Origin of the sequence: Dactylosporangium maewongense, assembly GCF_039531485.1 — a bacterium.
Taxonomy (GTDB): Bacteria; Actinomycetota; Actinomycetes; order Mycobacteriales; family Micromonosporaceae; genus Dactylosporangium; species Dactylosporangium maewongense.
In genome coordinates, this window is sequence record NZ_BAAAQD010000009.1 from 138,556 (window position 1) to 151,259 (window position 12,704).

At 74.0% G+C, this 12,704-nt stretch carries 8 protein-coding genes; 4 read left to right on the forward strand and 4 right to left on the reverse strand.

Annotated features, from left to right (window positions below; all coding sequences use genetic code 11):
- Positions 1-482: 482 nt before the first annotated feature.
- Genes ABD332_RS23310 through eccB form a run of 3 tightly spaced genes read right to left on the reverse strand, consistent with a single transcriptional unit; the run spans position 483 to position 3,699 of the window.
- On the reverse strand, positions 483-1,709 hold the full coding sequence (locus ABD332_RS23310) for a hypothetical protein (RefSeq protein WP_344504173.1): 1,227 nt from the start codon (positions 1,707-1,709) through the stop codon (positions 483-485).
- Positions 1,699-2,058: a hypothetical protein gene (locus tag ABD332_RS23315; RefSeq protein ID WP_344504174.1), complete on the reverse strand. Its 360-nt coding sequence runs from the start codon at positions 2,056-2,058 to the stop codon at positions 1,699-1,701. Before ABD332_RS23315 ends, ABD332_RS23310 begins: the two co-directional genes overlap by 11 nt.
- 45 nt (positions 2,059-2,103) lie before the next feature.
- Complete coding sequence (gene eccB / locus ABD332_RS23320; protein WP_344504176.1) at positions 2,104-3,699, reverse strand: type VII secretion protein EccB; 1,596 nt, start codon at positions 3,697-3,699, stop codon at positions 2,104-2,106.
- Between the two features lie 391 nt (positions 3,700-4,090).
- Between eccB and ABD332_RS23325 the strand changes: the two genes are divergently transcribed.
- The 3 genes from ABD332_RS23325 to ABD332_RS23335 are packed head-to-tail and all read left to right on the forward strand — an operon-like array spanning position 4,091 to position 7,115.
- Positions 4,091-5,329, forward strand: a complete 1,239-nt coding sequence (locus ABD332_RS23325) for a type VII secretion protein EccE (protein ID WP_344504177.1) — start codon at positions 4,091-4,093, stop codon at positions 5,327-5,329.
- Positions 5,326-5,997, forward strand: coding sequence for a hypothetical protein (locus ABD332_RS23330; protein WP_344504178.1), 672 nt, complete (start codon positions 5,326-5,328; stop codon positions 5,995-5,997). Before ABD332_RS23325 ends, ABD332_RS23330 begins: the two co-directional genes overlap by 4 nt.
- Positions 5,994-7,115, forward strand: a complete 1,122-nt coding sequence (locus ABD332_RS23335) for a S8 family serine peptidase (RefSeq protein WP_344504179.1) — start codon at positions 5,994-5,996, stop codon at positions 7,113-7,115. Before ABD332_RS23330 ends, ABD332_RS23335 begins: the two co-directional genes overlap by 4 nt.
- Before the next feature lie 64 nt (positions 7,116-7,179).
- Here the strand turns inward: ABD332_RS23335 and eccD are convergent, their stop codons facing one another.
- Positions 7,180-8,577, reverse strand: coding sequence for a type VII secretion integral membrane protein EccD (eccD, locus tag ABD332_RS23340; RefSeq protein WP_344504180.1), 1,398 nt, complete (start codon positions 8,575-8,577; stop codon positions 7,180-7,182).
- Between the two features lie 156 nt (positions 8,578-8,733).
- On the opposite strand from eccD, the gene eccCa reads away from it, so the two are divergent.
- Positions 8,734-12,699, forward strand: coding sequence for a type VII secretion protein EccCa (gene eccCa, locus ABD332_RS23345; protein WP_344504181.1), 3,966 nt, complete (start codon positions 8,734-8,736; stop codon positions 12,697-12,699).
- The last annotated feature ends 5 nt before the right edge of the window (positions 12,700-12,704 follow it).

Consider the following 12,704-nt stretch of genomic DNA (forward strand, 5'->3'; position numbering starts at 1 on the left):
TGTCGAGGCTCACAGCCTCCCCCGGATCCCCCGGCAACACATGCGGGTTCCTCACTGAACCTGCCCCTAAGGGTCGACCGACCCCGCCCGGCACGGTCGGTCGTGAACCACGACGGCGACCGCGCCGCCGGCGTTCGGTGTGATGTGGGTGGGTTGTGAGGCCAGCGACGGCGTGGAAGCACCGGATGACGCCCTCGACGGCAAATCGCAACACCGATCTCCACGCCGCCCGGCTTGATCGAAGGACGACCGCGGCCGCCATCACGACCGCTACCGTCCTTCGATCATCGCGCCGCTGTCAGCGCATGGTGCGGGGGAGGCATCGCTCGGACAAATACGAAATGTCGGATAAATTCGGGCGCTTGCGCCTGGATTTATCCGGGGGAGCTCCGAAGAGAAGCTCTGGGAAGGTCCGGGGGCTGCCGTGGAAAGTGCTGTGCGGCGCCCGGAAAGACCGGGCGCCGCAGCAGGAGTAGAACCGGTCAGTTGGCCGGTGGGGGAGGCGGGACGGCGCCGCCGAGGACCGAGGGCGGGGCGTTCTCGTCGTCGCTCCACACCATGTCGTCCTCGGTGAGCCAGGTGTCGTATGTGTCTTCCTCGTCGCCGTCGCCGTCGCCGTTGCGGGCGGCGCCGCGCTGGCCGAACATGCCGTCGCGGCCGGGGACGCCCATGCGGTTGGTGCGGCCCGCGCCGGGGCCGCGCTCGCCGCCGGGGCGGGCGCCCGCGGTGCGGCCCGTCTCCCGCATGTTGCCGGGCGTGGTGCGCTGGCCGCTCGTCGGGCCGCCGTCGTTGCGGCCCGTGCCCGGCTGGCCGAGGAGGCCGCCGGCGGGGACGGTGCTGGCGAGGCTGGTGCCGATGCTGAGGCCGGGCACGCTGCCGGAGCCGCCGACCGAGACGATCTGGCCGGCGAGGGCGGTGCCACCGAGGAGAGCGCCGGCGCCGATGACGCCGGTCTCGACGCCGAGCAGCGACGTGCCGGTCTGCGTCTGCGACGGGTCGGCGCCGGGGCCGCCGCCGGGACCGGTCGACACGGGGACGACGGTGTCGGTGGTGTTGGTCTTGCCGCTGCCGGGCGCGTGCACGCCGGGGCCGCCGGACGGGGAGTGGACGCCTGGGCCGCCCTTCGGGTCGACCTCGGTGTGCGGGTCGCCGCCCGGCAGGCCGATCGGCGGCGGCAGCGGGTCCATGACCGCGTTGTTGTTGACGGCGTAGTCGGCGGCGAGGTTGGACATCAGCGTGACCATGCGCTGCTGCGCTTCCTTCTTCTGCTGCTCGTCGCGCTGGTGCCCCAGGTACCCGCCGATGAGCGCGCCGGGCAGGCCGGCGATGGCGCCACCGCCCGCGGCGCCGCCCCACATGCTGTCGTTGTCGTCGGTGTCCTCGGGGTTGTCCGCGTTCTTCTGCGCGACCCGCAGCGCGCCGCCGATCGAGCTCAGCGCGGTCTTCACGGTGCTGTGGTCGTCGGCGAGGCCGGTGGAGAAGGCGCTCACCACGCCGAGGCGCTGGCGGTACTCGGTGCCCGCTTCGCCGGCCCAGTCGAGCTTCAGCAGGTCCTTGTCGATCTCGCCGGCGATGTGCCGGGCCGTCGTCTCGGCGGAGTGCCAGTCGGCGGACACGCCCTCGACCTGCCCGGGGTCGCCCGCCATGAGCTGGTCGTAGAGCTCACGGTGGCTCTTGCCCGCATAGTGCGCCGTGTACTCATTGCTCATTGGTCGGGCCCTCCAGGGTGAGGGTCACGTCGCCCAGCGCCCGGCGGATCTCGGCCTGCGTGGCCGCGTTGCGCGACTCGGTGGTCTTGTAGTTGCGGATGATGCTGTCCGTGGCGCTCTGCGCCGCCTCGATGGCGGAGACCAGCCGGTTGGCCCGGGCCACGTGCTGACGGTGCACGCGGTTGTAGTCGCCCCCGGTGGCGTGCGCGTCCTGGAACGTCCCCAGCGCGGGCTTGCTCATGCCGTTGAGCTTCTGCACCAGCGCCTTGGCGTCGGTCAACCGGCTGTCGAGCCGGCTCCGGAACTCCTCAAGGGTGAGGAGGTCGACTCTGTTCGTGCCGTCGCCCATCAGATCCCCGTCTCGGTCCTCGTCCTTGTCTTCGGTGCCGTGAAGTCAGGCTACTGGGTCGATACCAGTGAAATCGACCCTATCCGATCGCCGTCGCCGCCGCGCGCCCCGCGTGGCCTGCGGCGCGCGCCTGCCCGACCGCGTGGTGGACGGGCTCGCCGGCGTCTTCGGCGTGGTCGCCGACGGGGACGACTGAGCCTTCGACGTGCTGCTCGGCGACGGTGTCCTCGTCGAGCTCGACGTCGGCGCCGGGCTCGCCGGCACGACGAACTTGCGGGCCACCTCCGGGTCGAGCACCGGGCCGCGCGGGATCAGCGACAGCAGGCTCGACGGCACCCCGACCGGTGTGACGCCCTCGTACCCGAGTGCCTTCATCGCCTGCACGTCGCCGCTGTTCTGCAGCGGGTAGCGGATGCCCTGGTCGGTGATGAGGTACACGGTGCCGGTCGCCGTCCCGTCCGCCCCGGGCAGCGCCTGCGCGAGCGTGCCGCGGCCCTCGGGCAGCGTGACCTGGTCGGCGATCGTGCCGGTGCGCTGCTTGGACAGGTCGGGGTCCAGGGCCAGCTGCTCGGAGCCGGGCCCGAACAGCGACAGCCCGAGGGTCTGCCGCCCGCTGCCCACGGCCGCGCCGAACTGCGCGCACACCGTGGTCTCCGACGTGTCGTCCTTGATCGTCGGCTTCGCCTGCGGGAAGCCCTCCGGCTCCACCGGCGAGCCGAGCGCCTGCGCCGCCTGCGCCGCGGTGATGTCCGTGGCGGGCTTGCCGCTGGCCAGCAGCAGCGCCGCGGACACCTCGCCGATCGTCGCCAGCCCGGTCTTGGTCAGGACGTAGTACTGCTGACCCTGCTTGTAGACGGTGCCGACGTCGGCGGCCGAGCCGGCGACCTTCTTCGCGCTCGGCTGGCCGTTGCCGGGCAGCTTCAGCGGCGCCAGGTCGGGGCCGGACGTGATCGCGTCCAGCAGCGCCCGGTCGATCTGCATCGGCCGCACCGACGCGAGCTCCAGCGCGGTCAGCGTCGTGCGCTCGGCGATGCGCAGCCGGTGGTCGTGCCACAGCAGGTACAGCGGCAGATCCCCGCTCGCGGACGTCGTCACCAGCAGCGCCTCGTCGCCGAGGGGGACGCCGCCGGACGGCGTGCGGCCGATCACGAGCTGGGTCCCGGCGGTGCCGGCGACGGAGACCTTCACGCCACACACGTTCCACGGCAGGCCGACGAGCGCGTTCTTCGGCGGCGGCGGGTCGGGGGCGTCGCGGATGCCCACCGGCGGGCCGACGGGCAGGCTCACCAGCGACTTGTGCGACATGGTCCGCACCTTGGGGCTGGGGTTGCCGACGATCAGCCGGGCCGAGGTGAAGTTGAGCACGGGGTGCAGGCGGCCCTCGATGAAGACGTACCGGGCGCCGCTCTCCCGTTCGATGACGATGTCGTTCTCCTCCGGCTTGCCGCCGGACGGGTTGATGAAGCCGTAGACGCCGACGACGGCGAGCACGATCATGCCCACGAGCAGGCTGCCGAACAGTGACATCCCGAGCCGCCGCACCGGCAGTTCGTTGCTCTCGGGCTCGCCGGACAGCATCGCCGAGACGATCCGGCGCGTGACGAACCGGTACGCCCGCACCTGTTCGTATCGCGCGACCATGCCTGGCGCCTCCCGCCTTGCCGCCGTGCCCCGTGCGCGGCCGCGCACCAGCGGCGCCCGGCTGCCCCATCACCGAGTGGCGATCGTAGCCGGTCCTGCTCCGCGCCGTTGACCGCGCCGGTGCCGCACGCCGGCGACCTGACCAAGGACCGCCCGGCCCGCGCCCGTGCGGCCTGGCCAAGGACCGCGCGGCGCGGCCTGACCGCACCCGGCCCGCGCCGGGATCCCGCGGAACCAAGGACCGTGGACCGCGCGGCTCGCGCCGTGCGGGCGCCAGGCGTGCGAGCTGACCGCGGACCGCGCGGCGGGGGCTCCGCCCGTACACTGTGGGCGCCTCGGCTCGGACCGGATCCTCGGCGGGCGCGTCGCAGCGGAGGGAGCACGGGAACAGGTGACATCGGCAACGGCTCAGGGCAGGCCACCCGCGGGCGGCCCCAGTCCGGCCCCCCAGCCCATCCCCGGCGGCCGTCCACCGGAGCGCAACGCCCCGGCGCAGCGGCTGCGTCCGGCCTCCGGCAGGCCCGGCGAGTTCGGCACCGTCCAGCTCGTCGCGATCGAGGTCTCGGCCGTCGCGGTCGGCGCGGCTGTGTTCTCCGGCAACCCCGTCGCGATCGGTGTGGGCGCCGCCGTCGCCGTCGGTGCGCTCGCGGTCGGGCTGAGCCGGTCCGGCGGGCGCTGGGTGTATCAGAGCCTCGGCCTGCGCGCGGCCATGCGCCGCCGCCGCAAGGCCGGTGCCGCGGCCCTGCCCGCCCCCGCGTTCGAGGTGTACGGCTACGACGACCGCGGCACCGAGCTCGGCATCGGGCAGGACCGCGACGGCTGGTTCATCGCCATCGCCGTCGGCGGCGCCGACGAGATCCTCGGCCGGCGGCGCCCGGCGCTGCGCCTCGACCGCCTGCTGCGGCTGCTCGACGAGGGCACCGCCCGCCCGTCCGCGCTGCAGCTGGCGAGCCTGCGCACGCTCGCGCCGGCCACCGGCCCCGCGCCCAACAGCGCCGCCGCCAACTCCTACCGCGAGCTGCTCGCGCTCACCACCGGCCGGCAGACCGGCCCCGCCGCGCACCTGACGTGGGTCGCGGCGCGGCTCGACGCGGCCGACGCGATCGAGGCGGCCGCCGACCGGGGCGGCGGCGTCGACGGCGTCCACCGGGCGCTCGCCGCGATGGCCGGCCGGCTCGGCAAGGCGCTCAACACCGCCGGCGTCCCGTACCAGATCCTCGACGCCGCCGCCCTCACCGCTGCCGTGCACGCCTCCTGCGGCCTCGACGGGCTGCCCGACGGCGCCCCCGTCACCGCCCGCGAGCGCTGGCAGGGCTGGCACGCCGCGGGCCGGGAGCACATCGCGTTCGAGGTCGAGCAGTGGCCGGCGCCGTTCGACCCGGCCGCCGTGCAGGCGCTGATGAACGTCCCGGCCGAGCACCTCGCCGTGTCCGTAGTCGCCGCCCGCCGCGGCGCCGCCGTCGGGCTGCGGACCGTGGTGCGGGTCATGGCCGCCCCGGACCGGCTCGCCGCTGCGGTGGGCACCGTCCGCGAGTACACCAAGACCCTCGGTATCAAGCTTCGCCCGATGCACGGCCAGCACCAGCCGGCCGTCTACGCGTCGGCACCGACCGGCGGAGGCACCCCGTGAGACGGCGACCCGGCAGCGGAGGGCTGGAGCTCACCGGCGACCAGAGCGTCGTCGGCGGCGTCTCCCTCGCCACCGACCCGGGCGGCATCGTCCTCGGCTTCGACCAGCACCAGAACCCGGTGACGCTGCAGCTCTTCCGGGCCGAGCCGACCCGGGTGCTGCTCATCGACCGCGGCTGGGTCGAGCGGCTGCTGATGCTGCGGGCGCTCGCCATCGGCGCGCGGGTCGTGGTCCACACGCCCGACGAGCCGCTGTGGGCCGGCTTCGGCGAGTCCGTCACCGGACGCACCGACCTGTTCCACGCCGCGCCGCCGTACCAGAAGGTCGAGCTGCCCGGGACCGTCGCCGCGCCGGTACTCTTCGTCGCCGAGCGGCACCCGCTGAGCGTGCCGGACCTCGGCCCGTGGCAGGCGCTGCTGACCGTCGCCGGCTGGTTCGGCGAGTACGTGGCGCAGTCCCTGTTCGAGGCCGACGTGGTGATCCTGCGCCGGCTCACGGAGCGGCAGCTGGCGGCCGCGGCGACCCTGATGCGCCTCGACGCGATGCAGGCCGCGACGCTGCAGGCCACCCCGCCGGACGGCCTCGTCGTCTACGAGGCGGGCTCGTGGCAGTACCTGCGGCTCGCGACCACCCAGATCGAGCAGCAGCTCTTCGGGGCGCCGCAGTGAGGGCGCGGGTGTTCGCGGCCCTGGCCGTCGTCGCCGCGGGTGTCGCTCCGGTACTGGTGCCGCCCACGCCGGCGTCCGCCGAGACGATGCGCGACCGGGAGTGGTACCTGAAGACCCTCGACGTCGCCGCCGCGCACCAGGTCACGGGGGGCGACGGGGTCGTCGTCGCGGTCCTGGACACCGGCGTCGGCAGCCATCCCGACCTCGACGGCCAGGTGCTGGACGGCACGTCGTTCATCGGTGAGGCGGGCTCCTTCCGCACCGACAACGACGGCCACGGCTCGGGCATGGCCGGCGTCATCGCGGCCAAGGGCGGCAGCGCCGACCACCTGCTCGGCATCGCGCCGAAGTCGAAGATCCTGCCGGTCCGCATCGCGTCGCGGTCCTCCGCGATGGGCCCGACGAACATCCCCGAAGGCATCCGCTGGGCGGTCGACCACGGCGCGAAGGTGATCAATCTCTCAACCGGCGGCACCGTGATCGACCGCACCGCCGAGGACGCCGTCCGCTACGCCCTCGACCATGACGTCGTCGTGGTCGCGGCCACCGGCAACGTCGCGGAGTTCCCGTCCGGCAGCGGCGTGATCGCCCCCGCCCGCTTCCCGGGTGTCGTGGCCGTCTCCGCCGTCGACCAGAGCGGCAACGCCTGGTCCGGCGCCATCCGCGGCCCCGAGGTCGTCCTGACCGCCCCGGGCGTGGCGATCCCGCTGGTCTCCGCGTCCGGCGGCGGCCGCGTCGTCGGCTACTACCCGGCCGCCGACGGCACCAGCGCCGCCACCGCGATCGTCTCGGGCGCCGCCGCGCTGATCCGCGCCAAGTACCCGCAGCTGCCGGCGAAGGACGTGATCCAGCGCCTGATCGCCACCGCCGACGACGCGGGCCCGCCCGGGCGCGACCCCGACTACGGGTACGGCCGCCTCAACCTGGTGAAGGCCCTCACCGCCGACGTCCCGGCCGTCCCGGCGAACCCCCTGGCCGCGCAGTCCGCCGCCGCCGGCGATGCCGGCAAGGAGACGGGCAGCGGTCCCAGCCTGCTCCTCGTGGCCGGCGGCGCGGGCGTCCTCGTCCTGCTCGTGGCCGGCATCGGCGGCTGGCTCCTCCTGCGCCGCAGGGCCTGACGCAGCATCCGAGGCCGATGTACTGACGGGCGGCGCCGCACGGGGCGGTGCGGCCCGGCGGCGGTCAGCCCTCGCGGATGGTGCGGATCCAGCCGTACAGGCCGCTGACCCAGAAGGCGAGCGGGATGATGCCCAGGATCAGGATCGTCTCGAAGATGTCCAGGGTGCGGCCCCACATCGGGGACCGGCGCTTCTCGGCGCCGACCACCGCGTAGGCGATGACCGCCGCCGCCACCGCGAGCGTCGCCGTCACCCCCACGGCGAGGCGGAGCACCTGGTCGGCGGCGGCGTAGGCGCCGACGGCGACGACCGCGAGGGCGACCAGGCCGGAGACGAGCAGCGGGATGCGCTGGCGGCGGCTGATGAACCAGCGGGCCCGGGCGACCATGACCAGGCCGAACACGGCGGCGAGGGACGCGCCGGGCACGCCGCCGTCCCAGGCGAGGGTCAGCGACGCCAGGCCGCCGATGACGGCGAGGGCGCCGAGCATCCCGGCGAGGATCTCGTCGGCGCGCTCGCTGAGGGCGAGGACCTGCCGGCTGGAGACCATCTCGGTGTCGGTGCGGATGTCCGCGGCGTCGGTCGGCACGGACGGGATGGGCAGGCCGGCCAGCCGGTAGGAGAGCATCGGCATCAGCGGCAGCGTCGAGAAGGTCAGGGCGGCGACGACGGCGGCCGCCGCGGCCGGGGACGCGTCCCAGATCATGCAGACGAGGGCGGCGGCGCAGAGGGCGACGGCCGCCATGCTGGTGCCGAGGAAGACGGCGACGGCGGAGGCCACGCCGACGGTGGCGACGGCGGAGGCGAGCAGGATCGCGGTGCCCGCGACGAGGACGTTGGCGGCGCTGAGGTCGGTGAGGCTGTGGTCGCCGGCGAGCAGGAGCAGGCCGCCGACGCCGGCGTACGCGAGCGCGACGATCCCGAAGACGACGCCGGTCCGGCTGTTGCGCAGGGCCCGGGACAGCACCGCGGCGGTGGCCAGGAGCAGGGCCGCGACGCCGACGCCGACGATGCCGGCGGGCAGCTGCGGCGGGCCGGAGAACAGGACCATGACGGCGCCGACGACGAGGGTGGCGACGCCGACGGTGAGGCCGAAGCGGCGGGTCGATGCGGGCCGCCAGCGCCCGGCGCGGTCCTGTGTGGAGGTCGCGACGGCGTCGACGACGTCGTCGAAGATGGGTTCGGTGAACTCGTCGCCGCGGGGTCGCAGGTACAGCATCTCGCCGTCCTCGACGTCCAGCTGGATCGGCGTGCGGTCGATGGGCATCGGCGCGCCGCCGAGCCGCGACAGCACCCAGCCGTCCCGTCCTGCGGGGTCGTCGGCGAGGCCGTCACCGGCGTACCGCAGCACGGTCGGCAACAGATCGGCGAGCGGCACGTCCGAGGGCAGCGCGAGGTCGACCCGGGTCTTCGGTGCGACGATCGTCACCCGGCTCATCCCGCCGCCGGTCGTAGTGGCCACGTCACAGATCCCTTCGATCGGAGCCGCCCCGACGCCCGCAATGCAACTGCGGGTCATCGCGTCCTGGGCAGACTACATACGATGGCCGCATCACGCGGTGCCCCGCCCTGCCCCTCCGGGTGCGATCACGGCGCCGCGCCGTACAGGAGGAGACACGTGAGCACCGTCGTCTTCCGCAGGCCACCCCGCCGTCCAGGGCCTCAGCTGCCCCGCGGCGAGCTGCTGCTGGAGTCGCCGCCGGAGCTTCCGGAGCGGCTGCCGAAGGGCTTCGGGCAACTGCTGATGATCCTGCCGATGGTCTGCGGCGTGGGCGCGATGGCCTTCCTGTACACCGGCGGCGGTCGCGGCTCGGGCCCCATGATGTGGATCGTCGGCGGGCTCTTCGGCGTGTCGATGATCGGCATGGCGATCGGGTCGATGAACTCCGGCGGCGGCGACTCGAAGGCCGAGCTGGACGCGGAGCGCCGCGACTATATGCGCTACCTCGCCCAGGTGCGGCGGCAGGCCCGGCGGGCCGCGGCGCAGCAGCGGGCGGCGCTGCTGTGGCAGCACCCGGCGCCGGACGTGCTGTGGTCGGTGGCGGCGTCGAAGCGCCGGTGGGAGCGGCGCGCGACCGACGACGACTTCGGGCAGGTGCGGATCGCGCTTGGCGCGCAGCGGCTCGCGGTCTCGATCATCCCGCCGGAGACGAAGCCGGTCGAGGACCTCGAGCCGATGACGGCGATCGCGCTGCGGCGGTTCATCCGCGCCCGGCAGACGGTGCCGGACCTGCCGATCGCGGTGTCGGCGCGCTCGTTCAGCCGGGTCGTGCCCCGCGGCGACCGGCAGGTCGTGACGGATCTGGTCCGGTCGATGCTGTGCCAGCTCGCGACGCTGCACTCGCCCGACGACGTGAAGATCGCGGTCGTCGCGGCGCCGGAGCGGCGCGGGGAGTGGGAGTGGGTCAAGTGGCTGCCGCACGCCCAGCACGATCGGCAGACCGACGCGGCCGGCGCGGTGCGGCTCATGTTCGACTCGATGACGGACCTCGAGGAGGTGCTCGAGGACGAGCTGCACAGCCGGTCGAGGTTCGCGCCCGAGCTGCGCCCGCTGACCACCGCGCCGCACCTGATCGTGGTCGTCGACGGCGGCGAGGTCGCACCCACCTGCCAGCTGCTCGGCATCGGCCTGCAGGGCACCACGGTCGTCGACCTGTCCGGCACGGTGCCGCGTGACTCTGGCCGCTGGCTGCTGTCACTGCAGGTGACCGCCGAGCAGATCGCCGCCGACCAGGGCAAGAAGGTCACGCCGCTGGGTCGGCCGGACCGGCTCAGCGTGGTCGCCGCCGAGGGCCTCGCCCGGCAGCTGGCACCGTTCCGGCTGTCGCAGCAGACGACGTCGGAGGAGCCGCTGGCGCGCAGCATCGAGCTGCCGGACCTGCTCGGCATCGGCGACGCCGCCGCCGTCGACCCGCTGCTCACCTGGCGCCCCCGGCCCAACCGCGAGAAGCTGCGGGTGCCGATCGGCGTCGGCCCCGACGGGCAGCCCGTCGACCTGGACTTCAAGGAGTCCGCGCAGGACGGCATGGGGCCGCACGGCCTGATCATCGGCGCGACCGGCTCCGGCAAGAGCGAGCTGCTGCGCACCATCGTCGTGTCCCTGGCGATCACGCACTCGTCGGAGGAGCTCAACTTCGTCCTCGTCGACTTCAAGGGTGGCGCGACGTTCGCGTCGCTGGACGTGCTGCCGCACACCAGCGCCGTCATCACGAACCTGTCCGACGAGCTGCCGCTGGTCGACCGCATGCAGGCCGCGCTCAACGGCGAGATGGTCCGCCGGCAGGAACTGCTGCGCGCCGCCGGCAACTACGTGTCACGGTTCGAGTACGAGAAGGCGCGCCTCGCCGGCGAGCAGCTGGCGCCGCTGCCGAGCCTGCTCATCATCTGCGACGAGTTCAGCGAGCTGCTCGCGGCGAAGTCGGAGTTCATCGACCTGTTCGTGATGATCGGCCGCCTCGGCCGGTCCCTCGGCGTGCATCTGCTGCTGGCCAGCCAGCGCCTCGAGGAGGGCCGCCTGCGCGGCCTGGACACCCACCTCTCCTACCGCGTCGGCCTGCGTACGTTCTCGGCCGTGGAGAGCCGCGTCGTCCTCGGCGTCCCCGACGCGTACGAGCTGCCGAGCGCCCCCGGCCACGGCTACCTGAAGACCGACACGACGACGATGACCCGCTTCCGGGCCGCGTACGTGTCCGGCACCTACCGCCAGGCGGGCCTGGTCCCCAGGTCGCAGGCGACGGTGCGGATGCAGATCGTGCCGTACGGCACCCAGCACATCCCCGTGCCGGTGCTGCCCGCGGACGAGCCGGAGGAGGAGCCGGAGGTCGAGTCCGGCCGCGGCGAGAGCATGCTCGACGTCATCGTCGGCAAGCTGCGCGGCCGCGGCGCCCCAGCGCACCAGGTGTGGCTGCCGCCGCTCGGCGAGCCGGCGACCCTCGGCGAGCTGCTCGGCGCGCTGACCGTCGACGAGCGCCGCGGCCTCGTCGCGACCGGCTGGCCCGGCACCGGCCGGCTGTCCGCCCCGGTCGGCCTGGTCGACCGGCCGTTCGAGCAGCGCCGGGACCCGCTCGTCGTGGAGCTGGACGGCGCCGCCGGCAACGTCGTGTTCGTCGGTGGCCCCCAGTCGGGCAAGAGCACCGCGCTGCGCACGCTGATCAGCTCGCTCGCGCTCACCCACAGCCCGTGGCAGGTCCAGTTCTTCTGCCTCGACTTCGGTGGCGGCGCCCTGCGGTCCCTGGCCGGCCTGCCGCACGTCAGCGGCGTCGCCGGCCGGCGGGAAGGCGAGGCGGTGCGGCGCACCGTCGCCGAGGTGACCGCGCTGCTCGACGAGCGGGAGGCCCGCTTCACCGAGCTCGCCGTCGACTCGATCGCCTCGTACCGGCGGGCCCGCAACGCCGGCGAGGTCACCGACGACCCGTTCGGCGACGTGTTCCTGGTCGTCGACGGCTGGAGCGCGATCCGCGAGCACTACGAGGAGCTCGAGGCCCGCATCACCTCGGTCGCGGCCCGCGGCCTCGGCTTCGGCATCCACGTCGTCCTCGCCGCGAACCGCTGGGGCGAGGTCCGCACCAACCTCCGCGACCTGCTCGGCACCCGCATCGAGCTGCGGCTCGGTGACCCGACCGAGTCCGAGATCGACCGGCGCTCCGCGGTCAACGTGCCGGAGCGCACCCCCGGCCGCGGCCTCACCCACGACAAGCTGCACTTCCTCGCCGCGCTGCCCCGCATCGAGGGCGGCGAGGGCGTCGACGACCTGGCCGCGGGCGCCGCGGAGCTGGTCCGGCGGGTCCGTGAGGGCTGGCCGTTCCAGCCCGCGCCGCCGGTGCGGCTGCTGCCCAAGATGCTGCCGCGGGTGGAGCTCGCGAAGCTGGTCGAGCAGCGACCCGCGGTGCCCGGCGTGGCGATCGGCATCAACGAGACGCATCTCGCGCCGGTGCACCTCGACTTCGCCGCCGAGCCGCACCTGCTGATCCTCGGCGACGCCGAGTCCGGCAAGACCTCGCTGATGCGGCTCATCGCCCGCAGCATCATCGAGACGAAGACACCGCACGAGGCGCGGCTGTTCGTCGCCGACTTCCGCCGTGGCCTGCTCGGCGTCGTCGACCGCGAGTACCTGCTGGACTACGCGCCGTCGCACTCGGCGCTCAACGAGATGATGCCCAACATCCGGGGCGCCATCAACGACCGCCTCCCGGGGCCGGACGTCACCGCCGAGCAGCTGCGCAACCGCAGCTGGTGGCGGGGGCCCGACCTGTACGTCCTGGTCGACGACTACGACCTGGTGGCGCTGCCCGGCAACAACCCGCTCACCCAGCTCATGGAGCTGCTGCCGCAGGCGCGGGACGTGGGCCTGCACGTGATCCTCACCAGGCGCGTCGGCGGTGCGTCACGCGCCCTGTACGAGCCGGTCATCCAGCGCCTGCGCGAGCTGGACGCGCCCGGTTTCCTGATGTCCGGCAGCCGCGAGGAAGGGCCGCTGTTCGGTGATCTGCGGCCCAGCCCGCAGCCGCCGGGGCGCGGTACCCTCGTGCGCAGAAGCGACGGCAGGCAGCTCGTCCAGACCGCGTGGGTCGATCCTGTGCCATGATGTTG